Origin of the sequence: Campylobacter corcagiensis, assembly GCF_013201645.1 — a bacterium.
GTDB lineage: Bacteria > Campylobacterota > Campylobacteria > Campylobacterales > Campylobacteraceae > Campylobacter_B > Campylobacter_B corcagiensis.
On the sequence record NZ_CP053842.1, the window covers coordinates 555,673 to 580,088 of the forward strand.

Sequence of the window (24,416 nt, forward strand, 5' to 3'; positions counted from 1 at the left end):
CCGTAAAATTTTATTAGTTTTGTTTGTTGCGTTTGTAGTTGTAGGCTGTTCTGGTAAGCCCAGTGTTGAAGTAAAAAGTGGTGGTATAGGAACTCCTAAAAAAGCAACTCCAGCAACCATGAGACCATATACTATAAGAGGAAAAACCTACTATCCTGAAACTGTTAAGGTTGGCGATACACAAAGTGGGCTTGCTAGTTGGTATGGTCCTGGATTTCACGGTAAAAGTACTTCAAATGGCGAAAGATACAGTATGTATGCTCAAACAGCAGCACATAAAACATATCCGATGAATACAATGGTAAAGGTCACAAATACAAATAATGGTAAAAGCACTATTGTGAGGATAAATGATAGAGGTCCATTTGTAGCTGGCAGGGTTATAGATCTATCTAAAAAAGCAGCTTCTGATATAGATGTTGTAGCTAGAGGAACAGCTCCTGTTAAGCTTGAAGTCGTTGGATTTTATGGCAAAACCGCTACTATTTCAACTCCTGCTAAAGATAGAGTTTTTTTAGGTGGAAATTTTATGGTTCAAGTTGGAGCGTTTAAAAACAGAACTGGAGCTGAAATTTATAAAGCTCAATATGATGGCGAAAGTGGATATAAAACAGCTGTTAAAGAGTATCATGCAGATGGGCTTTATAGGGTTTTCTTAACAGGATTTAAAAGCGAAGATGAAGCAAGAGATTTCGCACTTAATACCCACATAAGTGGCGCATTTGTAGTAAGGCAGTAGTTATGATAAGGCAAACTAAAGAGACAAAAATTTCACTAGAACTTGAAATTTATGGTAGTGGAAAAGGTGATATCAAAAGTGGCGTTGGGTTTTTTGATCATATGCTTGAAGCCTTTGCTAAGCACTCTTTAATGGATCTAAAAGTAGAGTGTGATGGCGATACATTTGTAGATGATCATCATAGCGTTGAAGATATCGGCATAGTTTTAGGTCAGGTTTTAAAAGAGCAAATTTATCCTATAAAAAATGTAGAAAGATATGGCAATGCTGTAGTTGTTATGGATGAAGCTGCTGTATCTTGCGATTTGGATTTATCAAATAGAGCATTTTTAGTTTATGAGAGTATAAAAAGTGGCTTTATTGGTAAATTTGATGCAGAGTTGTTGCCTGAGTTTTTTAGAGCTGTAGCTTTTAATGCTGGTATCACACTTCACATCACAAAACTAAGAGGCGAAAACAAGCATCATATAGCAGAAGCGTCATTTAAAGCTTTTGGAGTTGCTCTAAGAAGGGCTTTAGCTAAAAATGATAGAGTTGGAATTCCTAGCACAAAAGGAGTTTTATGATAGAGATTATTTTTTTAGATGTTGATGGATGCTTAACAGATGGTGGACTTTACTATACAAATAGTGGTGATGAGTTTAAGAAATTTAATGTAAATGATGGCTTTGGCATAGAACAGTGGAACAAAATGGGTAAAATTTCAGCTATCATCACAGGAAAAAGTTCTGCTATAGTGGAAAAAAGAGCGTCTGATCTAAAAATAAAATATGTCTATCAATCTGTAAAAGATAAACTATCCGTTGCAAAAGAAATTCTAGCTAAAGAGAATCTAAGCTTTGAAAATGCTGCGGCAATTGGTGATGATTTAAATGATATAAAACTTTTAAATGCTGTAAATCTAAGCTTTAAGCCCGCAAATGCACATGAAATTTTAAAAACAGATATTACTCTTAAAAAGTGTGGTGGAAGCGGTGCTGTTAGAGAGATGATAGAGATTATCGTAGATAAAAATGGCGAATCAAAGCTTTGGTTTGATAAATGGCGCTAAGAATTTTTTATTTTGGTACTATTCTTTTTGCAGTTGCATTAGTTTTTCTAATGATGCAAGTTCCATATACTAAGGATTTTTTCAAAGATGATATAGATATCGCTACTATGGAGATGAGAGATATTACTGATTATCAAGTTGATATAAATGGAACTAATGCCATTTACCAAGCAGATAGCGGTATAAGATATAGTAGTCATGATGAGTTTGAGAATTTTCGTGGCAAGATGATAGATAGTGATAGAAATCATTCAATGCGTTCAAATGTAGCTATTTCAAAGGGTGATGAGCTGATATTTAAAGGCAAAGCAACCTATCTTAGTTCAGATGATATTAACTATATTTCAGAAGAGATTATATATAATACCAAAGACAAAACCGCCACAAGCAAAGTTCCATTTTTCTTAAGACAAAATGAAAATAATGTCACAGGAGATAGTTTGGTTTATGACCTAAAATTTAAACAAACTTACGCAACAGGAGTTCACGCATGGTATTTTTACGAAGATTAGGGCTGTTTTTGGCAATCATTGCTATGCCTATTTTTGCAGAGAAAGTTGAGGTTACAGCTGATAATTTTTTTGCTGATGAGGTAAAATTAATAAGTGTTTTAACAGGCAATGTTCATGTAAAAAAAGGCTCATATGACACACTTGATAGCAATAAAATCACTATCTATTTTGATAAAAATAAGCAACCTATAAAGTATGAAGCCACTGATAATGCTAGGTTTAAAATCTTAATCAACGAAAGCCACTATAATGGCAAAGGAGATAAGCTTACATATATTCCAGCTGAGGATAAATACATCCTTACTGGAAATGCTTGGATAGAAGAAGTTGAGACTAAAAGAGAGGTTTTTGGAGATATTATAACTATAAGCCAACTTGATGGAAAGTATGAAGTTGATAGCTTTAGAGATAGTAAAAACAAAGATAAAAAACCAGCAAGACTAATATTTCATGTTGAGGAAAAAAAGTGATAAAAACAGGGGCTGCTAACTTTATCACATCATCTCCAAATTTAAGCCTTAGTCCAAATTTTGGACTAAGTGAGGTTGTGTTTATTGGGCGATCAAATGTTGGCAAAAGTAGCCTTATAAACTCACTTGCAAATCATAAAAATTTAGCAAAAAGTAGCCAAACACCAGGAAAAACTAAGCTTATAAATTTCTTTGAGATAAATTTTATAGATGAAAGTGAGAGATATAAACTTGTTTTTGTTGATTTGCCAGGTTTTGGCTATGCAAAGGTTGGCAAATCAACGCATGAAATTTGGTCAAAAGCACTAGATGAGTTTGTAAGAAATAGAAGCACTATTAGGCTTTTTATTCACTTAAAAGATTCAAGACATTTTGATTTAGATATTGATTTAGAAGTGGGAAATTATCTAAAAGATATAAAAAAGCCAGATCAAACCATACTAAATTTTTATACAAAAAGTGATAAACTAAATCAAAGTGAGCGTTTTAAAGTTCTTAAATTTGATCCATCAGCAGTTTTTGTATCATCGCTAAATCAAAAAGGAATTGATAAAGCCAGAGAGCTCATCATAAAAGGAACTTTTGGTGGAATTTAAAAAAGCAAAACTAAAAGATATATCTTTGATGCAAGAGATGATAAAACCTGAGATTGAAAGTGGAGTCATACTTCCTAGGTCAAATGACGAGATAGCAACTTCGATTCGCTCATACATTTTAGCTTATGAAAAAGATGAGCTTATCGGGTATGGAGCACTTAAAATTTATAGTCAAAAATTAGCTGAGATTAGAAGTCTTGTTATAAAAAGAGAATTTAGAGCAAAAGGAGTTGGCTCAGCTCTTGTAAAAGAGCTTTTAAAAGAGGCAAAAGAGTATGAGATAGAGGCTGTTTTTGCGCTAACTTACAGGGATAAATTTTTTATAAATTTAGGTTTTGAAGTTGTTGATAAAGATGAGTTGCCTAGTCAGAAAATTTGGGCTGATTGTATAAAGTGTAAGAACTTTCCTGTATGCAACGAAATAGCAGTTATTTACAAGTTTTAGAGTTTGTTTGCTTGCCAATAGCTTTGATCTTGTATCAGTTTTTAAGCTCGGTATTTAGCTCGTTGCCACCACTTCTTGGGCTATTTTTTACATATGCTATTGTTAAGCATTATGAAAAAGATGTAACTTATAAAGACTATAGTTCAGGGTGGTATATCGCTGTGGTTTATCTATTTGTGATTGAGCAAATTCATGGATTTAAGCCACTTTCGGTTGGAATTTTTTTTGGAATTTATTACTATTTTTTATTTGATTATATAGTTAGGAGTGTTAAATTTAGGGATTTAGCTCTTATGATAACGGCTGCTTTTGGCTATATCGGGACATTTTTAACGAGTAATTTTTTATCATATTTAAATAACGATAGTTATCTTGTTTTTGGGTTTGAGTATGTTACATTTATATTTATAGAAGCAACTCTTAGTTTGCTTTTGTTTAAAGGACGAATTATTTGAGACTTAAAATAGCTGCTTTTTTTGTGATTTTTGTTTGGGTACTTATCCTTTCAAGATTATACTATTTAAGCATAGTATCAAATGAAGAGTATGCAAGTATCGCGAAAGAAAATGCTATTAAAACCAAAGATATTCCACCAACAAGAGGGCAAATTTTAGACTCTAAAGGTAGACCTGTTGCTATAAATTTGCTAGGGTACTCTCTTTTTTTAGCACCCCATCTAAAAAACGAAGAACTAAATAAAGAGATTTCATATATAGTTGATGTTTTTAAAGATCAAAATTCAAGCAAAGATTTAAACGCAAGCCTAATAGAAAAAGAGTATAAAAAACAAAACTCACCGTACAATCAAGAATTTATAAAAGTTGTTGATTTTTTAGATTATGATAGAGTTATACCGCACTTTGCTAGATTAAATTTACGCTCAAATTTAATGGTTGAACCAGCTTCACTTAGGCACTATCCTTATGATAGCTTAGCCTCTCATGTAGTTGGCTATGTAGGAAGAGCTACAGCTAGAGATATAGAAAAAAACCCGCTCTCACGCCTTACAAACATAATGGGAAGAAGTGGAGTTGAGGCTTATTATAATGATATTTTACAGGGTAAAAAAGGCGAACGCCAAACAAAAGTTACAGCACTAAATCACATTGTAGAAGAGATATCATATGTAAAACCACAAAGTTCTGATATATCGCTTCATATAGATATGGAAATTCAAGAATTTTTAAAAGATCTTTACAAAGATCACTCAGGTGCTGTTATCATAATGGATGTTGAAACTGGAGCGATAATAGGAGCGGGAAGTTTTCCTGAGTATAGCTTAAACCCTTTTGTTACTGGGATTAGCTCAGCTGAGTGGAATGAGCTAATAAACGACCTTGATCATCCATTTACAAATAAACTCGCAAATGGTCTTTATCCGCCAGGTTCTGTCATAAAAATGGCGATGTCACTAGCGTTTTTAAATAGCGGTAAGATTACTAAAGATACTAGCCATTTTTGTGGCGGTTACTTAGAGTATGGAAAAAATAAGCACAAATTTCGCTGCTGGAAGCGTTGGGGTCATGGCGATATGAATATGAATGATTCTATTAGGGAAAGCTGTGATGTTTATTACTATGAAAACAGCCTTATTGTAGGCATTGACTTTATAGCTGCAAATTTAGAGAAATTTGGATTTGGTAAAAAAAGCGGTGTTGATTTGCCAAATGAGTTTTTAGGAACTGTTCCAAGCAAAGCATGGAAAATGGAAAAGTACAACCAGCCGTGGTATATAGGAGAGACAATCATTACTTCCATAGGGCAAGGAAGTATGCTAGTAACTCCTATACAAATGGCAAAACACACTGCTGAAATTGCAAGTGGCAAGGGCTTAACACCTCACTTTTTAAAAAGTATAGATGGCAAAGAAGTTGAGTTTGATACATATGAGGTTTTTAGCTCTTTTGAAAAAGATCAACTTCCTGCCATAAGACATGCTATGTATGAGGTTTCAAATCACCCAAAAGGAACGGCTTATAGATATACAAACGATAGTAGAGTAAAGATTGCCACTAAAACAGGAACTGCTCAAGTTGTAAGCATACCACAAAGTGAAAAGGTTCGCATGAAAGAAAAAGATATGGAGTACTATCAGAGATCTCATGCTTGGATAGTTGGTTTTGGTCCTTATGAAAAACCAAAATATGCTGTAACTGTCTTAGTAGAACATGGTGGTGGCGGAAGTAGTGTGGGTGGTCCTATCATAAAAAGAGTTTTTGAAAAGCTTTTAGATATGGGATATATCGACGAAAATGCTACGAAATAGCTCAATATATTTAGTATTTTGGCTATGAAATATAATAAACCCTAACAAAATAACTAAAAAGATTTATAATTTTAAAAGTTATAAATTTGTGGAGTAAAAGACAAATAAAGAACTAAATTAAAAAAGGAAAAACTTTTGAAACTAAGCTTTATAAGCTCACTTAAATTTATAAACTTAATAATATTAACACTAATACTTTCATCTTGTGATGATAATAATAAATCACACTTCACAGTTACAGCTGATACTGTCATTAAACCAGGATCTGAAATTTCAAAGTATGTAACTCAAGATGAAATTAATAGCTTTGGATTTAGATACTGGGATATAGATAATAATTACACTGAATTTGTTAATCCTATAGCCATTCCATTAAGAGATGCTTTAAAACAAAAAAACACAAATAAAGTATTAAGTTATTTAAAAGATAATAATCTAAGTGCAGATATACAAATAGAAGATGGAACAACACCTATAATGTATTCAAGCTTTTATAATGATATAAATACTACAAATGAACTAATAAAACTAGGTGCTGATGTCCATAAAAAAGATAAGTATGGTTTAAGCCCTATGGCTTATGCTATTTCTATGAATAGCATAGATGTAGTTAAAGCTTTAATTAATAGTGGTGTTAAATTTGAAGAAGTACCACTTACTCAAGGATATATTTTAACACCAAGCTATAGAAATATTGAAAAATTAGTAATAGATGGTGATAATATAGAAATCATCTATAAATACAATAATGTTCAAAAAGATTACGATACGCCTAAGGGTTATGGATATATGTTTGATGATATTGTTTTTAAAAACTGGTTAGAACTAGCAAAAATAATCCTAGATAGTGGCTATAAACCATATCCATATTTTTTTAATGGAGATGAAGTTTTAGTTGGAAATAGTATATATGATATTTTTCCAAAAGAAGAAGTCAACAATGCTATGGATATAGAGTTAGAAGAGTATAAAAACCAAGCTGGTGATAATTTTGATTTAAAGCTTTTTATAGATGACTTTTCATATGATTACTCTTTATATAAAGTTTTAGAAAATGTTCCCAATCACGAACCAATGCTAAATTTACTCCTAGAACACAATATCTCAGGACAACCATCAAAAGAGCTAATGAAAAAAGTGTATGATAGTGAATGTTATGATGACTATGTTTGGCATTCCAAAACAAAAGAAAATAAAGGTATAGATAAAAACTATGAAATATTTTTTACACTAAGATTAAAATTAGCACAAAGTATGTGTTCTGATAAAAATGGAACTTTTAATAATATAAAAGATTATATTTATTATAAAAATAGGAGAAATTTAACAGACGGCATTGTAGGTATCATAAATAGTGGTGATAAGGTGATTTTTAAAAATCCAACGGATACTATTTATAATGAAATAAATACAATAAATGGTAAAAATTTCATAGAATAATATCTAAAAAAATACTAAAAAGTGATAAAATTATAAAATCTAAAAAATTAAAATACAAATAAATAATGTAAATTTAAATTAATTAATTTTAAATAGTAGCTTGATAATATTAAAAGATTTTTATAGAAATGTTATGGTAATATAACAAAATATCAGAGAAAAACTAGGTAATTTTACACAATAGCACCTTTTAAAACAAATATCAGTAAAATTATAAAACACTAAATTTATAAGGAAAATTTTGAAAAACAACTCAAATAATCAAGTCTTTAAACAAAAAAGAGATTATGATAAAAATCCACTGATTATAAAAGATTATAGTTATTTTTTTGGTGTTTCATTGAGATTTTTTTCAATTTTTGTTGCCGTGACTATCATATTTTATATTTATTGCATAATAAATCCAATGAAAGAAGAAATAGAAATTTGGATTTTATTTCTTCCTGTGGTAGTGCCTTTGGCACTTGTCCTTTATGATTATTATGTTTATGTTGTAAGAGATAATTATACGCTTTATTTTGCCAATAATTCTATTGATTATATGCTGGGTGGTAAATTAAAACGCAAAATTTACATAAATGAAATTCCAAACTACTTATTAAAGCCTTTTTGGAAAGATAAACTTGACATTAGAGCCATTGTATTTTTTTAACAATTATTGTTTTTATAGTTGTTTGTTTGCTAATTAAATTAAATAAACCCATACCAAGTGAATTTTATTATATCATTGCCTTATTTTTTGCATTTCGAATGTTTGCAAATATAATATTAAAGCATCCTTATATTTATGGTTAAATAAAACTTTAAGTGGATTTAGGATTTTTCCTATTTTAATTATAGCTGAGCCTATAAATCCAAAGCAAGTAGCTGATATATGGTTTTTAGCTAAACAAAAATACTATTTTATATATTTTTATAACGAGCAAATTTATGATGAAGTTATAAAGTATTTTTTAGAAAATTTAGATATTGATATAAATAAAACTAAGAAATTAATTACACTTTAATAAGATAAGGATCTAAATAGTGTTTTAAGTTTTAAAATGCAAATAATTCTAAATTTCATCAATTTTTTCTAAATTTGGTACCTCTTTAACGCTTAGCTTATCAAGCCCAACGAAACTAAAAACATTATATCCATTTTCATATCTGTGGCTAAATTTCATCCCATGTGCTTTTACTATGCTATCTACGATATATAGTCCAAGACCAAAGCTTTGTTTGGCATTATCGCCTTTGGTAAACGGCTCTATATAGTACTCAAGTTTTCCGCTCATTTCATCGCCTAAAGTGTGAAATTCTAAAGAGTTGTTTTTAGTAAAAATCTTAACCTTTTTATCATCAGAGTACTTCATAGCGTTATCAATGATATTTTTTATGGCTATACTTAAAAGTTTAAAATCAGCCCTTATTTTCATATCGCTAGCTAAATTTTCAACTCTACTTTTATCAACCATGGCTATTTTTATAGCTTCATATATAAGTTCATTTAGCATGCATTCACCCATGTCTGAGATATCAATTATAGCGGTTGCTCTTTCAACTGCAGCAAATTCATTTATAAGCTCTTCAAGTTTTTCAAAAACAGAAATAAGGCGTTCTTGATATTTGTTTTTCTCTATCATTTCGACTGTTATTCGCCCTTTTGTTATCGGGGTTTTAAGTTCGTGCATAATGTTTCTAAGAAAAAGTGCTCTTGACTCATTTAGTCTTTTTATCTGCATAACTGAGTTGTAAAAAGCACTTGCTACATCGCTAATCTCATCTTTTCCCCTGCTTACATCTTTTATATTTAAATCCCCGCTTGCAAATTTATTTATCTCTCTTTTTAGTTTGCGAAGTGGTTTTATTTTTCGTATTATGAAGATATAAGTTACAAGAAGAATTAAAAAAACTAAACAAAAAATAACTTTTATAATATCATATCTATATGGTTGGTAATCCAAATCTTGAAGTAAGATCTCTTTATCAGCGTGTTTGACCATAACAAAGTGATGTTTGTTGTAAAAAATAATAGCAGCGGTGCCGATTTTAGTAGTTATTTCTTGAAGTATAACCCCAGTTGTTTTAATCAGTTCAATCTGACTAGGGTCTGAAATTTCATACATATTGAAATTTTCCATCTGGTTTTGATACTCGCTTTGATTCATTAGTCCTGCAAGTTTATAAAGCGTAGCGTTTGATGTGATGGAATAACGCGTGTTTAGTTCGTTAGTGTAGTTTTGCTTATCATAGTCCATCAGCCACAAAAAAGCAAGACCAATCCCGACAGTTCCAAGTATAAATATAAAAGTTATACTGTAAAAAATCGAGCTTCTGCTAAGTCCTAACATCACTGTGTGAGTTTGTAGCCAACACCTCTAATGGCGTGGATATATTTTGGGTTTTTAGGGTCTTCTCCGAGTTTTGAGCGAATTCTGCCAATTATTACATCTATGCTTTTGTTGGTTGACTCTTCACTTATGGCATCACAGTTATAGATAAGCTCTTCTCTTGATATAGCACCGCCTTCTTTTTTTATTAGATAGCTCAGGATATCAAATTCAGCCACTGTTAAGCTTAAGGCTTTTCCTTTTAGTGTTATAGTGTGTTCAAATTCATTTAAAACAAGATCTTTATTAGTTTCACTTTTTTCTACGCTTAAACTCCCTTCGCTTCTTCTAATGAGACTTTTGATACGAACAAGAAGCTCTTGAGGGTTGTATGGTTTTGGCATATAATCATCCGCACCAAAATCAAATGCATTTACTTTATCAGTTAAATCATGTCTTGCACTTGATACTATGATAGGAACAGAGCTTGTTTTTCTTATCTCTTTACAAACTTCTAGCCCATCAAGTCCTGGTAAAGTAAGATCAAGTATAACAAGGTCAAATTTATCTAAATTTAGCTTAGAAAGTCCGATATATGGATCATCAGCTGTTGTAACACTCATATCGTATTGTTCTAAATACTCAGTTAAAATTTCAGCTAATTCAACATTATCTTCTATCATTAAAATTTTTGTCATTTAACTTCCTTAAATTTAGGATGATTATATCAAAATATAGGAAATTTATCAAATACAATAGGGGCTTTGCCCCGATATTACTCAATGACTAATCCATAAGGAATACCCCTTCTTATGATCCAAACAAGAGCCTTATCGCCTTTTAGTTTTTTAAAGGCTTCATTAAATTCACTTACACTTGTAACTTCTGTATTATTTACTTGAGTGATAACATCTCTTACCATAAATCCTAACTCTTGGGCTTTTGAGCCATTTTTTACATCTGTGATAAGAACACCACTTATATCACTACTTAGTCTAAACTGTCTTGAAATTTCAGGTGTTATATCGCTTAATTCTAAACCATCAATCTTTGACACACTAACGCCTAAATCAGCATCTGCAAGCTCTATGGTTGTGCTTTTTATCTTGCCAGCTCTTTCATACTCAACTTCTGCTTTCGAACCAGGTTTTAAGGTTGCCACAAAATTTTTAAGCTCATTTGAATTTTTTATATCTTTATCTTCTATTTTTATTATAAGATCACCTCTTTTTATTCCTGCTTTTGCTGCTGGCATATCATCTTCTACCCCAAGAATAAGTGCTCCATCTTTGTTTTTATAAAAACTTTGTTGCTCTTTTGTAAGATCTGATATCATTACGCCGATATAGCCTCTTTGTATTTTACCATCTTCTGCAAGTTGACCTGCGATATCTTTTACCATATTTGATGGAATTGCAAATCCTACGCCATTATTTCCGCCACCTCTACTTAAAATAGCTGAGTTTATACCAACTAATGCCCCACGACTATCTATTAACGCTCCGCCTGAATTTCCAGGATTTATAGATGCATCTGTTTGGATGAAATTTTCATAATGATTTAGCCCGACACTATTTTTATTTAGAGCTGATACGATGCCTTGAGTTATCGTTCCACCAACTCCAAAAGGATTGCCTATAGCAAATACAACATCTCCTTCTAAAATTTTATCTGAATCAGCAAATTTAATAGCATTTAGATTATCAGCTTCTATTTTTATGACGGCTATATCGGTTTTTGGATCAGTTCCTATGACTTTTGCTGTGTACTCTTTGTTATCTTCTAGAAGAGTTACAAGTACTTCATCAGCACCATCTATCACATGGTTATTTGTAACAATATAGCCATCTTTGGAGATGATAACACCAGATCCAAGAGAGCCAACATCTCGTTGTTTTGGCATATCAAAACCAAATCCAAAAAATTGCTCGAAAAATGGATCATTAAAAAAATCATTTCCACGAGTAGATATTACTTTTTTTGTTGCTATATTTACGACTGACTTTTTAGCTTTTGCAACTGATGAGTTGTAAGATAAAACTACTGAGTCATTAGGTTGTTCTCTTTTAAAATCTTGCTGTACATTTTGAAATTCTATATTAGAAGCATATAACATTGATGCTGCTATAAATGAAACTAAAGTTAATTTTTTAAACATTTTTACTCCTTATATTAAAAATTTTTGGTATTATAAATGCTAGATTTCAATGTATAATTAATATAAATTTTTACCAAAGTAAATAAAAATTTTTAAACAAAGTTGATTGACATAGACTAAAGTTTTTGATATAATACGACTAAAAAACATTAAGGAAAAAATATGAGTGATAGTTTATATGAGACTTTGGGAGTGGATAAATCAGCAAGTAGCGATGATATAAAAAAGGCTTATAGAAAACTTGCTAGAAAGTACCATCCTGATATAAATAAAAGTCCAGATGCTGAAGAGAAATTTAAAGAGATAAATGCCGCTTATGAAATTTTAAGTGATGAAGAAAAAAGACGCCAGTATGATACTAGAGGGGACTCTATGTTTGGTGGTCAAAATTTTAGTGATTTTGCAAGAAATGCTGGCGATATGGGCGATTTAAATGAAATTTTAAGGAATATTTTTGGTGGTAGTGGCTTTAATTTTTCAGGGGGCTTTAGTCAAGGATTTGGTGGATTTAGCGAGGATTTAGACATTAATGCTAACCTTACTATGGACTTTGAAGATGCTATTTTAGGTGGCGAAAAAGAGATAAGTTTAAATGGTAAGAGTATTAAGATTAGAATTCCAGCTGGAGTTGATGATGGTGATAAGCTAAGGGTTAGAGGAAAAGGCTCTGTTTCACAGCGTTCAAACCAAAGAGGTGATCTTATACTAAATTTAAGCGTTAGACCAAGTAGTGAGTATACAAGAAAAGGTGATGATTTGTATAAAACAATTGATATTCCTCTAAAAACAGCTCTATTTGGTGGTAAAATGAGTGTAAAAACTCCAAAAAAAGATGTCACTATAAAAATAGGCGAAAATAGTAAAAACGCTCAAAAAATACGCCTAAAAGGGTATGGTGTTCAAAATAGAAAAACCAAAATTTATGGTGATTTGTATCTAAATGTAAACATCATACTTCCTGATATAAGCTCACTTGATGATGAGACTATAAAGATACTTAAAGAAAAACTATAAAGGAGAAAAAATGGAAGGATATGACGAGCCGGTATATTTGATAAGTATAGTTGCTAAGAATTTAGAAATTCACCCTCAAACACTAAGGCAGTATGAAAAAGAAGGGCTTATAGAACCAGATAGAACTGCTGGTAGGATGAGACTTTACTCTCAAAGAGATGTTGATAGGATAAGGGCTATTTTAACTCTAACTAGAGATATGGGGGTAAATTTAGCTGGAGTTGATGTGGTTTTTCAACTAAAGCAGAGAATTGAAGAGTATGAAAAAGAGATAGAAGATCTCCGTCTTGAGATAGAAAGATTGACAAAAAATTCAAATTCCAAAGGTTCTCTTGTAAAAAGAAAAACTAAATTTGACCTAATATTTTTAGGAAATAGTGATAAAAAATAACAAATTTTAAAAATTAGGCTAAATTTAAGTTAATTTTTGATTAATAAAAGCTTTTTTATGGTAACATTGTCAAATGTATTTAATAAAAAGGCTTGAAATTTGAATGATAAATTTAGTAAAATAGGCTTCATCTTAGCCGTTGCGGGTAGTGCTGTGGGTCTAGGAAATGCTTGGAAATTTCCAACCCTTGTTGGAACAAATGGTGGTTCGGCATTTATTATTCTTTATCTTTTGCTTACATTTTTAGTTAGTTTTGTTATATTTCTTGGCGAAATTTCTATTGGTAAACTAAGTGGTAAAGACCCAGTTAACGCCTACAAGATGCTTGCTCCAAAAAACGCTAAATTTTGGAGTTTAGCTGGATTTTGTATAGTTGGTTCTGTGCTTATATTTTCATTTTATAGCGTTATAATGGGCTGGATTTTAAAGTATTGTGTAAGTAGTGTTTACTACTTGCCAACCACAGTTGATGAGAGTGGGGCGGTATTTAGTGCACTTTTAACAAGTGATCTTGGAGTTATACTTTTTTATTATACAGTTTCTGTTTTGCTGACATTTTGGATAGTTTCAAAAGGCATTGTAGGTGGCATTGAAAGACTAAATGTCTGGATGATGCCAGCACTTTTTATATTTTTAGTGATAATGCTTCTGTTTTCTTTTTCTATGAGTGGTTTTAGCGAGTCTGCTAAATTTATGCTAAAACCTGACTTTTCAGCCCTTAATAAAGACTCAGTTTTAGCAGCTTTAGGTTTGGCATTTTTTACGCTATCGCTTGGCGTTGGTACGATTATAACATACGCTGCAAGCTTACCTGATAAAACTGACATTTTAAAAAGCTCTTTGTCTATTGTTTTTATAAATATTTTAATCGGCGTTATGATGGGTCTTATTGTTTTTACATTTATTTTTGAATTTGGAGCAGATCCTAAAGAGCAGGGCCCTGGTCTTGTTTTTATCTCGCTTGCTACACTTTTTTCAAAACTAGGCATAGTTGGAAATATATTTGCTGTTATGTTTTTTGTAAGCCTGTTCTTTGCTGCTTTAACAAGTGCTGTTTCTATGATAGAACCAAGTGCATTGTATCTTATCAACACCTTTAAAATGAGCCGAAAAAAAGCACTTAGCGTAATTTTAGCTTTTGTTTATATAATGGGGGTTTTATGTATATTTTCATATCAGGCAACAACTAGTGAGTATTTGACATTTTTTGGTAAGAGTTTCTTTGATTGTGTGGATTATTTCACATCTAATATTTTAATGCCAATTAGTGGTATTTTGATTGCTATTTTTGTTGGATATATTATGAATAAATCTTCTTTAGAAGAGCTTTTTATACCTTATACAGGTGAAATCGGGTTTAAAATTTGGTATATACTTTTAAGAACTGTTGCGCCACTTGCGGTTGCAATTATCATGATAAATCAAATTTTCTTTTCATAAGGATAAATTTTGAAAGATCATTTTTCTAAAATAGGGTTTGTTTTAAGTGTCGCAGGTGGGGCTGTAGGTTTAGGAAATGCTTGGAAATTTCCAACTATGGTAGGAACAAATGGTGGCTTTGCCTTTGTTTTACTTTACTTGCTTATTACTTTAACTATCGGTTTTGCTATATTTTTGGCTGAAATTTTGATGGGAAAACTAAGCCGTAAAGATCCTGTCAATGCTTATCTTTCGCTCTCACCAACGCCAAAAAAAGGTAAAATTTGGAAAAATGCAGGCTTTTTTACCATAGGTGGAATTTTAGTTTTATCATTTTATCTTGTGATTTTAGGCTGGGTTATAAGATATATTTTTGTTAGTTTAACAGCTTTGCCAAAAGATATCAATAGTGCTAGGGCGATGTTTGAAGGATTTGTTAGTGGTGATATTTTAGGAAGTATATTTTTCTTTTTTATAGGTTTTGCTATTACACTTTTTGTGGTATCAAAAGGGGTTAAAAATGGCATAGAAAAGCTAAATGTCTGGATGATGCCGCTACTTTTTGTGATGCTTCTTGGGATGCTTATATTTTCTTCGACTATTGATGGCTTTAAAGATGCGGCTAAATTTCTTTTTTATATGGATTTTTCTAAGCTAAATTTTAGCGTTATGCTTGATGCTTTGGGATTATCATTTTTTACTCTTTGTGTTGGAATTGGGTGTATTATGACTTATGCTGCTTCTATGAGTGATGAGACAAATCCGATAGCTAGCTCACTTTATATAGTGCTTATAAATATCTTAATAGCTTTTATGATGGGGCTAATAGTCTTTACATTTATATTTGAATTTAACGGCGATCCGACAGAACAAGGAGTAGGGCTAGTGTTTTTTTCACTTCTTACGCTTTTTTCAAATTTTGGCATTGTTGGAAATTTACTAGCGTTTCTTTTCTTTGTAAGTCTGTTTTTTGCGGGTATTACTTCAGCCATTTCTATGATAGAACCATTTACTTTTTATCTTGTAAGCGAGTATAAAATTTCAAGAAAAAAGGCTTTGGTTTATATAGGTTTAGCAGTGTTTATACTTGGCTGTTTATCCATACTTTCAATAAGTGCTAAATTTAGTGGTTTACTTACTTTTTTTGGCAAGAGCTTTTTTGATTGTCTTGATTTTTTAACATCAAATGTTACTCTTCCGCTTGGGGCTTTATTAACAGCAGTATTTGTTGGGTATGTTATGCGAAGTGAGCTTGTAAGGGGTTATTTTGAGCCATATATGGGTAAATGCGTTTTTAAAGTGTGGTTTTTTGTACTTAAATTTGTAGCACCTTTTGCTATAGTTGCTATAGTTTTAAACCAAATTCTAGGCTAAATTTATGCTTTTAATTTAGCCCGATTAAGGGCTAAATTTCTACTAAAAAAGAGAAAGATATCTCTCGCCTGTATCACAAAGTATAGTTACTATTGTTTTACCAGGATTTTCTTTGGCTATGACAGAAGCTGCATAAACATTTGCTCCACTTGAAATTCCAACGAGCAAACCCTCTTTTTTAGCTAATTGTTTAGCTGAGTTAAAAGCGTCTTCATTGCTTACTGTAAAGTACTCATCTACTACGCTTTTATGTAAATTTTTAGGAATGAAATTTGCTCCAATTCCTTGAATTTTATGTGCTCCTGCTGCGCCACTACTAAGAAGTGGAGATGAGGCTGGTTCAACTCCAATTACTTTAATATTTGGATTTTTAGCTTTTAAAATTTCACCCACACCACTTATCGTTCCGCCACTTCCAAAACCAGCTATAAAGATATCAGGAGTTACTTCAGCTAAAATCTCTTTTGCGGTTGTCTCTTTATGTGCTTGGATATTTGCTGGATTGTCAAACTGACTTGGGATAAAGCCGTTTAGTTCATCACGAAGTCTAATGCTCTCATCAACTGCTCCTTTCATGCCAAGTGCTGGGTCAGTTAGTACAATATTAGCACCATAAGCTTTAATGAGCTTTTGTCTTTCAACACTCATCGAACTTGGCATTGTAAGGATTAGTTTAAGCCCATAAACTGCACAAACCATAGCTAGTCCTATACCTGTGTTGCCACTTGTTGGCTCTATTATTACACTATTTTTTGTAATAACGCCTCTTTGAAAAGCATCTTTTATCATAAAGATTGAAGCTCTATCTTTAACTGAACCACTTGGGTTTAAAAATTCAGCCTTTGCTAGTATTGTTGCATCTTTTGAAAAGCTATTTATCTTAACAAGTGGTGTGTTTCCTATTAAATCTAATACATTTTCAGCTATCATTATGTATCCTTTATATTACGAAATTTAGGTATTTAGTACTTTCCTTTTCTACTTTTTCTATTTTACTTAGCGGAAGGTCTAATATATCTTTTATTTTTAAGTCAAATTTAGCAAGAAGCATATTTATACTTAAATTTTCAACTTGAGTATTTGCTATACTCACCTCTTTTTCAAGAGCAGTAAAAACTTCATAAAAAGTTATCTCATCAAGTGTTTTTTTTAGATAGTATCCACCACCTTTACCCTTAACGCTAGATATGATTTTAGCATTTTTGAGTAGATTTAGGATTTGTTCTAAATAACCTCTTGAAATTTTAGTGTTGTCACTTATCTCTTTGATAGTAACTGGTGAAATTTCACTGGCCTTGGCTATCTCGTAAATAGCCGAAAGCCCATAAACACCTTTAGTTGTAAGAAGTGCCATTAATCAAGTGCTTGTTTTAAGTCAGCTATAAGATCTTTAGCACTTTCAAGACCTACACTAAGACGAATTAGCCCACTACTGATTCCAGCTGTTTTTAGCTCACTTTGGCTAAGTTGTGAGTGAGTTGTACTTGCTGGATGAGTTATGATAGATTTGCTATCTCCGATATTTACCACAACTGAGAAAATTTTAGTTTTATCTGAGATCTCTTTTGCTATATCGTAGTTTTCAACTTCAAAGCATAAAAGCCCACTAGATAAGCCATCTTTAAATTTCTCTTTTGCGATTTTATTTCCTTTCGAGTTTTTAAGTCCTGGATAAGTTACGCTTTTTACTTTTGGATGATTTGCTAAAAATTCTGCTACTTCTAGAGCGTTTTTAGAGTGTTTTTCCATCCTTAAATCAAGCGTTTCAAGTCCTTGAATTAACTGAAATGAGTTAAAAGGTGAAATAGTCATACCAAAATCTCTTAAAACCCTAAAAACAAGTCTAAGTGAGAATATATCAAAGCTATCTGTAAAGTCTGAGTAAACTAAGCCATGATAAGTCTCATCTGGTTCATTATATAGTGGATATCTAGAGTTGTTTTTTAGTTTTTCATTTAGCTTTGGGCTAGATACAACCGCTCCAGCAATGCTTAATCCTTGACCGCTAATGTATTTGCTAGCACTATGAATAACCACATCAACGCCATCTTTTATTGGATTATACAAAGCAGGGCTAAGGACGGTATTATCAGCTACTGTGACAATGTCGTATTTATTTGCGATGCTAACTATACTATCCACATCAGCTATAGAAATTTGTGGGTTAGATAGAGTTTCAAACAAAATAGCCTTTGTAGTATCATCTATAAGACTTTCTAGTTCATTAGTGTTTTCAGCATCAAAGACTTTGGTTTTAACGCCAAAATTTGCAAGACTTGAAGTAAGAAGTGTTACTGTTCCACCATAAACTTTATCTGACATAAGTATTGTATCGCCTGATTTTACAAGATTGGCCATGGTTGCAAAAACTGCTGCTTGACCACTTGAAGTTGCAACTGCTGCTGATCCGCCTTCTAAAGCCGCAAGCCTTTTTTGAAATACATCAGTTGTAGGGTTTGATAGTCTTGAGTATATATACCCTAAATCCTTAAGTGTGAAGCGATCTGCTGCCATATCAGCAGTTCCAAAGTTATAAGCCGTGTTAAAGTAGATAGGAACTGCCATAGTGCCATATCCGCTCAAACTATCATATCCTGAATGAAGAGCTAAAGTTTGCTTTTCCATAAATATCCTTAAATTTAAAATATAAATTGAATTGTAGCTTAAGTTTTTAATAATGTCAAGTGTTTTAGTAAATTTATAAATTTATCTTTATAATGCTTATATTTAGTGATTTTAAAATATAGTAAACTAATAAACTATATTTAAACTTAGTTTTGAAATCAAGGCAGTTTTGGAATTTGATATAATTTGGTAAAAATTTGACGGAGCAGATGATGAAAATAAGTGAAAAACAAGATAGAGTTAAGTATATAAGGGCACTTGAGCGTTTTGTAAAATCAGCAATTGCGATACTTAAAAGAGATGATTTCAAAGAAGAACTATTTAGAGAAAGGATTAATAAGAATTTGACTGTGCTTAATAAAGTAAAGCCCGTTTTTTTAGATAGTTCGTACACCAAAGCTTTAGAAGCATTTGCTAAGTCGGTTATAGCTGGTGGCGATAAGGAAGTGCTTGTAAAAGAGGCAAATCAACTTGAAAAGCTTAAAAATGTTAAAACTTATAAAAAAGATAAGCATAAAAAAGATAAATTTGACTCTGAATTTTAGAAATTTAGGCTATTTTCAGCTAAATTTAAACATTTAAGAGTAGAATTTCATTTCTTTAAATCTGTCTTGTTAGCTCAGTTGGTAGAGCATCTGACTCTTAATCAGAGGGCCGCAGGTTCGAACCCTGCACAGGACACCATGATAAAGATAAATGCTAAAAGTATCACAAAAGTATCACAAAGAGATAAAATGAAAAAAATTATACCTGTTTTAGTTTTTTTATTAATAGCTGGAGAGTTTTTTTGGTTTATAAATAAGCCTTCAAAATTTAACGCTAAAGAGCTTGGAGCTCATCTTAGTTGCCATATAAATATCGAGGATTGTAGTGTGAAATTTGGTCAAAAAGATGTGGAAATTTCACTAAATCCAAAGCCTTTAAAAGTGATGATACCTACCACTTTAAGGCTTAAAAATCTAGGTGAGTATGAAAATTTAAGTGTCATACTAAAAGGGGTCAATATGAACATGGGAAAGATAGAGTCTAGATTTGTCAAAAATGGTGGTATTTACGAAGCAAATGTTATATTTTCGGCTTGTGTTGGTGATATGCTATACGAAGGCGTTTTATATTCAAATGGTAAACCAATAGGATTTAAATTTGAGTTTTTACTTGAAAAGTGATTTTATTTAATAACTTTCTTTGCTTTAAGGATTAGTCTAAATTTAGCTTTAATATAAATTAATAAAACAAAAACTAAAATTAGCAATCTGGTACTAGCTACTTGTTTTTTAATTCGGATTAGAAATATTTATATTTTAAGTTTTTATAAAGTAAATTTTGAGTAAAATTCAAGCTTCAGTTTAACGGCCCCTTCGTCTAGTGGTTAGGACGCCGGCCTCTCACGCCGGCAACACGAGTTCGAGTCTCGTAGGGGTCACCATTTTACTAGCTCAAATTCCATAAAATTAATTATTTTAAAAATCACTCATACTTTTTGAGACTGTTACATAATATATCAATCAAATATCTAAATGATAGAGATTATAACGCTATTATTTTATTTTGAATTTTATAATTTAAAACTTTCCAACTTATTTGTAGTAATTATAAAACTTAGAATGTTTAGTATATTTTTGTGAAAAATTGTGTAGGTTAGTGGAAAGTAAATATACAATTTTTTGATTACATTACAACGACTTATTTTTGTTATATGGCATTAAGTCTCCTTTATTAAACTTTAAGCATAAATATTAAATTTGAATAAAAAATTGTCTATGATATAAAACACAAAAGTTGTTTTAACTTATATTAAGGTAATATAAGTTAAAACAAGGTTGTAAAAATGAAACACACTATTAGAAAGGATTTAAAATGGAAAAAATTACAGAATGGGATTACACTATGACTGGTGATGAGTTTGAACTTGTATCAGAGTGGGCTAGAAATGCATATGGCACTATGAGCTCTTTTTTTATGATAATTGGAGCGATGAAATAAATAATGATGAGCTTTTTGAAAAACTCCAAAATCTTGAAGATAGAATTTTTACAGATAAAACTAAAACAAAAGATGAGTGGGAAGAAGAGATAGACTCATTAGAAAAGTATATCATAAACAAATATAACCTAAAAGTTAAAAGGTAAAAATAAAATTTATTTATACTGCACTTTTATATTCAGTTAGGTTTTAGATAAGCATTAGTAAAATTTAGGATAATTAAAAGCCTTAGGTGGATAACTATCCTAATATTAAAAATACAAAAATTATTTTATGTGGAGACTAGATATGAAACTATTTAAGAGTTTGTTGGTTGTTTTATTTTTATCTTTATCGCTAAATGCTAAAGATACGCCAGAGAGTATTGCTATTAATTTTTTAATTGAATATGACAAACAAGGAGTCAATCAAGAATTAATCGATTATATAAGAGCTCAAAAAAACTTAACAAAATACTTCAAGCATGAACTTATAAGATATGAATACGCTTTTATTCTAGGCATATGCCTTGAATATGATTGTCCATACGAAGAAAAAGATTTCATCCCAGAAGAAGCTATGCTTGTTAGTAAATACTATAAAGGAGATCACCCTATAATATATGGAAATGGTGGCGGTCCTTCAAATTATAAAGTTGTATCAAATAAAAATGGCTATATCTTGCTTAGTGGGGTAGATTGGCTTGATTACCGTATATATGTCAAAGTTATAAATGTTGATGGTAAATTTATGATAGATGGCGCTGGAATGGTAAACATACCAGAAGAGTTGTATAACTCAATACACTCTGAAAACTATTAGAATATTATTGTCAGTTGAAGTAAGACGCCAAACTAGAATTTAGATTCTATTTTGGTGGTAAATAAATTATCTAATGCATTTTTCTATATAAAACAAGATGAAACTAGTATATCTAAAAATGACTTCAACTGATAAAGTAACTTATGTAAGAGAGAATAACTCACTCTTAAATCATATTTTAATCAATAAGGAGTTGTATTGCCAAATTTAAAAGATCTAAAAGAGTTAATGACAAAGGCTAATAGTGAATATAAAAATAGCAAAGAAAAAAATGAAAAACATTACGCATTTTATACAGTAATGAGTATCTATGCTATTGCTTCACTAAGTGTTTTTATAATGCCTAAAGATATTTTAGAAAGAGATGAAATTTTACTAAAATTTACAGAGTTTATGGCTGGATATTTTCCAAATATATCGGTTTTTAGTGAAGCAAGTTCTTTACCACAAGTAGTAGCTTTTTATACAGCTTTGATGTGGATAATGGGTATATTGTTATTTTTAATGTTTTTTATAGGCTTTTTTATTACTTTCTTAAAAAAATTGAAAGAAAATACCCCAGTTTTTAATAAAGAATTTGGTATTTTTTCTATGCTGTTTTTATGTTATTTAGGTTTTTCTGTATTTTATCATTATTTTATAGGAGATATATCAACTTCTCGTTTTTCTATACATACAAATAATAGGTTTAAAATTTTTATTATGATAATTACTTTTCAAACTGGAGTTAGTTTTTTTCTCGCAGGCAGTTTATATGTGGTTGCATCTTGGGTGCGTCAAATAATCTATAAAATTAAAAATAAAAGGAGTTAATTATGGGTGAAGTTGTAAAATTAGAGCCTATCAAAAACATATCTATAAATCCACTTGATGCACTACTAAGTGCTTATGATAGAAATCATGATTTTAAGATAGATAATAAAGATATTATCTATAACTACATTTTTTTAATATTATATGTTTTTGTATTTTTTTATTTAAATTTATTATATATCTAATCAAATTAAATAAAAATCTTAGACATTAAAATTCCATCCGTGCTAAAATATTAAATTTTAGATATAATCAGGTTTATTTTTTAAGGAGATTTTATGAAATTTAAAGCCATTATCGAAGAGAGTGATACGGGTTTTCACGCTTATATACCAGCACTTTATGGCTGCGTTTATCAAGGGCTTAGTTTTGAAGATTGTAAAAACGGTATAAAAAATAGTGCAAAAGCTTATCTTGATAATCTTCCTAATGAAGAGATTGGGCGTATAAAAGGGATAAAATCGACTATTGTGGAGATAGACTTAAGTGAATAAGGGACTATTTTATGGTATAGCTTCTTTTGTTATGTGGGGGCTTTTTCCTGTTTATTTTAAAGCCATACAAGGAAGTTCAAGCGAAGTTTTGGCTTATAGAGTTGTTTTTGCTAGTATTTTTGTGCTTATTTTTATAAAATTTAGTTCAAAAATGACAAGCCTTAAAAAGATTCTTCTAAACAAAGAGATTTTTAAAACTCTAAGTTTGGCTGGATTTTTTGTCACTCTTAACTGGGGAATTTACATTTATGCTGTTACAAATGGTCAAATTTTAGCAGCTAGTATCGGTCAACTCATAAATCCTTTGTTTTTCATGCTTTTAGGGGCTATTTTTCTTAAAGAAAAGCTCTCAAAACCAACAAAATTTGCTATATTTTTAGTTTTTGTAGCCATTATGATACAAGTAGTTGCTAACCGCGCTCTTCCATTTGTCTCTCTTGCCTTGCCTGCAGCTTTTGCTATTTATGGACTTATAAAGAAAAAAGTCCACGCTCCAGCACTGGAAGGTCTTTTTGTAGAGACTTTAGCCATGGTGCCACTATTTTTAGCTTATATATTTTATATAGAATTTAAAGGAGTTGGAAATTTTAGTTTTGATTTAAATGGAATTTTGCTAATTGGTGCTGGACTTGCTACGCTTTTGCCACTCATTACTTTTAGTTTTGCTACAAATGAGTTAAATTTAACAACGATTGGTTTTTTACAGTATATAACACCAACGCTAACGATAATTTTTGGGATATTTGTCTATGGTGAAGAGATAAATTTAGTTCGTTTGGTTTCCTTTGCTATTATCTGGATAGCTGTTATAATAACAACAATAGATAGTATAAAAGGTAAAAAATGAAACTTGTGATATTTGATATGGATGGAACGCTTATTGATAGCAAGGATGCGATTTCAAATACCATAAACACAATGCGTCAAATCGTAGGGCTTGACGCTGGGCTTGATAAAACTTATATAGTTGAGGTTATAAACACACCAGGAGTTAACTATATAGATGAGTTTTTTCCAAAGGTAAAAATAACTCCAGAACTTGCTAGTAAATTTGAAGAAATTTACATAAAAAACTATGAACTTGAAGCTGTGGTGTATGGTGGAGTTAAAAAGCTTTTAAACGAGCTTAAAAGTAGGGGGATTTATATAGCCTTAGCGACAAATGGACCTGTAGATAACGCTACTAAAACACTAGCAAAGTGTGAAATTTTAAACTATTTTGATTACACAATCGGTGCAAATGAGAAAATTCCTAAAAAACCAGATCCAACTATGCTTTTAACAGCTACTGAGACGATTAAGGCTTTAAGTGGGCTAAATTTTGATAAAGATAACAAAGATATGGTGCTTTTTGTGGGCGATAGTTTAAAGGACGAATTAGCAGCCATTAACGCTAAAATCGATTATGCTCAAGTAACTTGGGGCTTTGGAAATAAGAGTGAAAAATTCCCAAATTTTACTGCTCCAAAAGAGCTGTTTTCGCATATAATAAGTTCTTTTTATCAAATTTAAA

At 31.1% G+C, this 24,416-nt stretch carries 30 protein-coding genes and 2 tRNA genes; 26 read left to right on the plus strand and 6 right to left on the minus strand.

Annotated features, from left to right (window positions below; all coding sequences use genetic code 11):
• Positions 1-85: 85 nt before the first annotated feature.
• From CCORG_RS02925 to CCORG_RS08910, 11 genes are all read left to right on the plus strand, one after another.
• Positions 86-739, plus strand: a complete 654-nt coding sequence (locus CCORG_RS02925) for a septal ring lytic transglycosylase RlpA family protein (protein WP_371827745.1) — start codon at positions 86-88, stop codon at positions 737-739.
• 2 nt (positions 740-741) lie between these two features.
• Positions 742-1,305: an imidazoleglycerol-phosphate dehydratase HisB gene (hisB, locus tag CCORG_RS02930; RefSeq protein ID WP_025802924.1), complete on the plus strand. Its 564-nt coding sequence runs from the start codon at positions 742-744 to the stop codon at positions 1,303-1,305.
• Positions 1,302-1,790: a KdsC family phosphatase gene (locus tag CCORG_RS02935; RefSeq protein WP_025802923.1), complete on the plus strand. Its 489-nt coding sequence runs from the start codon at positions 1,302-1,304 to the stop codon at positions 1,788-1,790. Before hisB ends, CCORG_RS02935 begins: the two co-directional genes overlap by 4 nt.
• Entirely contained in the window at positions 1,781-2,302 is a 522-nt protein-coding gene (locus CCORG_RS02940) for an LptA/OstA family protein (RefSeq protein ID WP_025802922.1), read from the plus strand. Before CCORG_RS02935 ends, CCORG_RS02940 begins: the two co-directional genes overlap by 10 nt.
• Positions 2,281-2,772: an LptA/OstA family protein gene (locus tag CCORG_RS02945; RefSeq protein ID WP_025802921.1), complete on the plus strand. Its 492-nt coding sequence runs from the start codon at positions 2,281-2,283 to the stop codon at positions 2,770-2,772. The genes CCORG_RS02940 and CCORG_RS02945 overlap by 22 nt, the downstream gene beginning before the upstream one ends.
• Positions 2,769-3,368, plus strand: coding sequence for a ribosome biogenesis GTP-binding protein YihA/YsxC (gene yihA / locus CCORG_RS02950; protein ID WP_025802920.1), 600 nt, complete (start codon positions 2,769-2,771; stop codon positions 3,366-3,368). Before CCORG_RS02945 ends, yihA begins: the two co-directional genes overlap by 4 nt.
• Positions 3,355-3,813 carry an N-acetyltransferase gene (locus CCORG_RS02955; protein ID WP_025802919.1) on the plus strand — a complete coding sequence of 153 codons (459 nt, stop codon included), beginning with the start codon at positions 3,355-3,357 and terminating at the stop codon, positions 3,811-3,813. The genes yihA and CCORG_RS02955 overlap by 14 nt, the downstream gene beginning before the upstream one ends.
• Positions 3,780-4,268 carry a hypothetical protein gene (locus tag CCORG_RS02960; RefSeq protein WP_025802918.1) on the plus strand — a complete coding sequence of 163 codons (489 nt, stop codon included), beginning with the start codon at positions 3,780-3,782 and terminating at the stop codon, positions 4,266-4,268. The genes CCORG_RS02955 and CCORG_RS02960 overlap by 34 nt, the downstream gene beginning before the upstream one ends.
• Complete coding sequence (mrdA, locus tag CCORG_RS02965) at positions 4,265-6,079, plus strand: penicillin-binding protein 2 (protein WP_025802917.1); 1,815 nt, start codon at positions 4,265-4,267, stop codon at positions 6,077-6,079. The genes CCORG_RS02960 and mrdA overlap by 4 nt, the downstream gene beginning before the upstream one ends.
• Before the next feature lie 135 nt (positions 6,080-6,214).
• A complete protein-coding gene (locus tag CCORG_RS02970; protein ID WP_172658541.1) occupies positions 6,215-7,519 on the plus strand; it encodes an ankyrin repeat domain-containing protein in 1,305 nt (434 codons plus the stop codon).
• A gap of 241 nt (positions 7,520-7,760) precedes the next feature.
• Positions 7,761-8,171, plus strand: a complete 411-nt coding sequence (locus tag CCORG_RS08910; protein WP_232088132.1) for a hypothetical protein — start codon at positions 7,761-7,763, stop codon at positions 8,169-8,171.
• A gap of 403 nt (positions 8,172-8,574) precedes the next feature.
• On the opposite strand, the gene CCORG_RS02980 is transcribed toward CCORG_RS08910, so the two are convergent.
• From CCORG_RS02980 to CCORG_RS02990, 3 genes are all read right to left on the minus strand, one after another.
• A complete protein-coding gene (locus tag CCORG_RS02980) occupies positions 8,575-9,852 on the minus strand; it encodes an ArsS family sensor histidine kinase (protein ID WP_025803914.1) in 1,278 nt (425 codons plus the stop codon).
• Entirely contained in the window at positions 9,852-10,529 is a 678-nt protein-coding gene (locus CCORG_RS02985; protein ID WP_025803915.1) for a response regulator transcription factor, read from the minus strand. Before CCORG_RS02985 ends, CCORG_RS02980 begins: the two co-directional genes overlap by 1 nt.
• A 77-nt stretch (positions 10,530-10,606) precedes the next feature.
• The gene (locus CCORG_RS02990) at positions 10,607-11,989 is read right to left on the minus strand and encodes a Do family serine endopeptidase (RefSeq protein WP_025803916.1); all 1,383 of its coding nucleotides are present in this window, start codon (positions 11,987-11,989) and stop codon (positions 10,607-10,609) included.
• Between the two features lie 162 nt (positions 11,990-12,151).
• Between CCORG_RS02990 and CCORG_RS02995 the strand changes: the two genes are divergently transcribed.
• From CCORG_RS02995 to CCORG_RS03010, 4 genes are all read left to right on the plus strand, one after another.
• Entirely contained in the window at positions 12,152-13,003 is an 852-nt protein-coding gene (locus tag CCORG_RS02995) for a DnaJ family protein (RefSeq protein ID WP_025803917.1), read from the plus strand.
• A gap of 10 nt (positions 13,004-13,013) precedes the next feature.
• On the plus strand, positions 13,014-13,394 hold the full coding sequence (locus CCORG_RS03000) for a heat shock protein transcriptional repressor HspR (RefSeq protein WP_025803918.1): 381 nt from the start codon (positions 13,014-13,016) through the stop codon (positions 13,392-13,394).
• A 99-nt stretch (positions 13,395-13,493) separates the two neighbouring features.
• Positions 13,494-14,834 (plus strand): sodium-dependent transporter, encoded by a 1,341-nt coding sequence (locus tag CCORG_RS03005; protein WP_025803919.1) that lies wholly within the window; start codon positions 13,494-13,496, stop codon positions 14,832-14,834.
• Between the two features lie 9 nt (positions 14,835-14,843).
• Complete coding sequence (locus tag CCORG_RS03010; protein WP_025803920.1) at positions 14,844-16,187, plus strand: sodium-dependent transporter; 1,344 nt, start codon at positions 14,844-14,846, stop codon at positions 16,185-16,187.
• 42 nt (positions 16,188-16,229) lie between these two features.
• Here CCORG_RS03010 and cysK read toward each other — a convergent pair whose 3' ends face one another.
• From cysK to CCORG_RS03025, 3 genes are read right to left on the minus strand one after another with little or no spacing between them, the layout of a single operon-like run.
• Positions 16,230-17,120, minus strand: coding sequence for a cysteine synthase A (cysK, locus tag CCORG_RS03015; protein WP_025803921.1), 891 nt, complete (start codon positions 17,118-17,120; stop codon positions 16,230-16,232).
• A 7-nt stretch (positions 17,121-17,127) separates the two neighbouring features.
• The gene (locus CCORG_RS03020) at positions 17,128-17,541 is read right to left on the minus strand and encodes an RrF2 family transcriptional regulator (protein WP_025803922.1); all 414 of its coding nucleotides are present in this window, start codon (positions 17,539-17,541) and stop codon (positions 17,128-17,130) included.
• Positions 17,541-18,812, minus strand: a complete 1,272-nt coding sequence (locus CCORG_RS03025) for an O-acetylhomoserine aminocarboxypropyltransferase/cysteine synthase family protein (protein WP_025803923.1) — start codon at positions 18,810-18,812, stop codon at positions 17,541-17,543. The genes CCORG_RS03020 and CCORG_RS03025 overlap by 1 nt, the downstream gene beginning before the upstream one ends.
• Positions 18,813-19,024: 212 nt before the next feature.
• Here CCORG_RS03025 and CCORG_RS03030 point away from each other — a divergent pair, with 212 nt between their 5' ends.
• From CCORG_RS03030 to CCORG_RS03075, 11 genes are all read left to right on the plus strand, one after another.
• Positions 19,025-19,357, plus strand: a complete 333-nt coding sequence (locus tag CCORG_RS03030) for a hypothetical protein (RefSeq protein WP_081755107.1) — start codon at positions 19,025-19,027, stop codon at positions 19,355-19,357.
• A gap of 63 nt (positions 19,358-19,420) precedes the next feature.
• Positions 19,421-19,496: transfer RNA gene (locus CCORG_RS03035), tRNA-Lys, on the plus strand.
• Positions 19,496-19,978: a hypothetical protein gene (locus CCORG_RS03040; protein ID WP_025803925.1), complete on the plus strand. Its 483-nt coding sequence runs from the start codon at positions 19,496-19,498 to the stop codon at positions 19,976-19,978. Before CCORG_RS03035 ends, CCORG_RS03040 begins: the two co-directional genes overlap by 1 nt.
• A gap of 185 nt (positions 19,979-20,163) precedes the next feature.
• Positions 20,164-20,238: transfer RNA gene (locus CCORG_RS03045), tRNA-Glu, on the plus strand.
• Between the two features lie 431 nt (positions 20,239-20,669).
• Complete coding sequence (locus CCORG_RS09015) at positions 20,670-20,795, plus strand: hypothetical protein (RefSeq protein ID WP_265092856.1); 126 nt, start codon at positions 20,670-20,672, stop codon at positions 20,793-20,795.
• 288 nt (positions 20,796-21,083) lie between these two features.
• Complete coding sequence (locus CCORG_RS03050) at positions 21,084-21,596, plus strand: hypothetical protein (protein WP_152534279.1); 513 nt, start codon at positions 21,084-21,086, stop codon at positions 21,594-21,596.
• Between the two features lie 198 nt (positions 21,597-21,794).
• Positions 21,795-22,409 carry a hypothetical protein gene (locus tag CCORG_RS03055; protein ID WP_172658542.1) on the plus strand — a complete coding sequence of 205 codons (615 nt, stop codon included), beginning with the start codon at positions 21,795-21,797 and terminating at the stop codon, positions 22,407-22,409.
• Positions 22,410-22,411: 2 nt separating this feature from the next.
• Positions 22,412-22,594, plus strand: a complete 183-nt coding sequence (locus tag CCORG_RS03060; RefSeq protein WP_025803913.1) for a hypothetical protein — start codon at positions 22,412-22,414, stop codon at positions 22,592-22,594.
• Between the two features lie 93 nt (positions 22,595-22,687).
• The gene (locus CCORG_RS03065) at positions 22,688-22,903 is read left to right on the plus strand and encodes a type II toxin-antitoxin system HicB family antitoxin (protein ID WP_025803912.1); all 216 of its coding nucleotides are present in this window, start codon (positions 22,688-22,690) and stop codon (positions 22,901-22,903) included.
• Positions 22,896-23,750, plus strand: a complete 855-nt coding sequence (gene rarD / locus CCORG_RS03070; protein ID WP_025803911.1) for an EamA family transporter RarD — start codon at positions 22,896-22,898, stop codon at positions 23,748-23,750. Before CCORG_RS03065 ends, rarD begins: the two co-directional genes overlap by 8 nt.
• Positions 23,747-24,415, plus strand: coding sequence for an HAD family hydrolase (locus tag CCORG_RS03075; protein ID WP_025803910.1), 669 nt, complete (start codon positions 23,747-23,749; stop codon positions 24,413-24,415). Before rarD ends, CCORG_RS03075 begins: the two co-directional genes overlap by 4 nt.
• Position 24,416: the final 1 nt, after the last annotated feature.

What these genes read in the sequence shown, in the direction of transcription:
- CCORG_RS03020 (WP_025803922.1), bottom strand. Translation starts at nt 17,541, where the DNA reads ATGGCACTTCTTACAACTAAAGGTGTTTATGGGCTTTCGGCTATTTAC.
- CCORG_RS09015 (WP_265092856.1), top strand. Translation starts at nt 20,670, where the DNA reads ATGGAAAAAATTACAGAATGGGATTACACTATGACTGGTGATGAGTTT.
- CCORG_RS02935 (WP_025802923.1), top strand. Translation starts at nt 1,302, where the DNA reads ATGATAGAGATTATTTTTTTAGATGTTGATGGATGCTTAACAGATGGT.
- CCORG_RS02990 (WP_025803916.1), bottom strand. Translation starts at nt 11,989, where the DNA reads ATGTTTAAAAAATTAACTTTAGTTTCATTTATAGCAGCATCAATGTTA.
- CCORG_RS03050 (WP_152534279.1), top strand. Translation starts at nt 21,084, where the DNA reads ATGAAACTATTTAAGAGTTTGTTGGTTGTTTTATTTTTATCTTTATCG.
- CCORG_RS03075 (WP_025803910.1), top strand. Translation starts at nt 23,747, where the DNA reads ATGAAACTTGTGATATTTGATATGGATGGAACGCTTATTGATAGCAAG.
- hisB (WP_025802924.1), top strand. Translation starts at nt 742, where the DNA reads ATGATAAGGCAAACTAAAGAGACAAAAATTTCACTAGAACTTGAAATT.
- CCORG_RS02945 (WP_025802921.1), top strand. Translation starts at nt 2,281, where the DNA reads ATGGTATTTTTACGAAGATTAGGGCTGTTTTTGGCAATCATTGCTATG.
- CCORG_RS02985 (WP_025803915.1), bottom strand. Translation starts at nt 10,529, where the DNA reads ATGACAAAAATTTTAATGATAGAAGATAATGTTGAATTAGCTGAAATT.
- CCORG_RS03040 (WP_025803925.1), top strand. Translation starts at nt 19,496, where the DNA reads ATGATAAAGATAAATGCTAAAAGTATCACAAAAGTATCACAAAGAGAT.
- CCORG_RS03025 (WP_025803923.1), bottom strand. Translation starts at nt 18,812, where the DNA reads ATGGAAAAGCAAACTTTAGCTCTTCATTCAGGATATGATAGTTTGAGC.
- CCORG_RS02960 (WP_025802918.1), top strand. Translation starts at nt 3,780, where the DNA reads ATGCAACGAAATAGCAGTTATTTACAAGTTTTAGAGTTTGTTTGCTTG.
- CCORG_RS03060 (WP_025803913.1), top strand. Translation starts at nt 22,412, where the DNA reads ATGGGTGAAGTTGTAAAATTAGAGCCTATCAAAAACATATCTATAAAT.
- CCORG_RS02995 (WP_025803917.1), top strand. Translation starts at nt 12,152, where the DNA reads ATGAGTGATAGTTTATATGAGACTTTGGGAGTGGATAAATCAGCAAGT.
- CCORG_RS02940 (WP_025802922.1), top strand. Translation starts at nt 1,781, where the DNA reads ATGGCGCTAAGAATTTTTTATTTTGGTACTATTCTTTTTGCAGTTGCA.
- CCORG_RS03000 (WP_025803918.1), top strand. Translation starts at nt 13,014, where the DNA reads ATGGAAGGATATGACGAGCCGGTATATTTGATAAGTATAGTTGCTAAG.
- CCORG_RS02980 (WP_025803914.1), bottom strand. Translation starts at nt 9,852, where the DNA reads ATGTTAGGACTTAGCAGAAGCTCGATTTTTTACAGTATAACTTTTATA.
- CCORG_RS03065 (WP_025803912.1), top strand. Translation starts at nt 22,688, where the DNA reads ATGAAATTTAAAGCCATTATCGAAGAGAGTGATACGGGTTTTCACGCT.
- CCORG_RS03030 (WP_081755107.1), top strand. Translation starts at nt 19,025, where the DNA reads ATGAAAATAAGTGAAAAACAAGATAGAGTTAAGTATATAAGGGCACTT.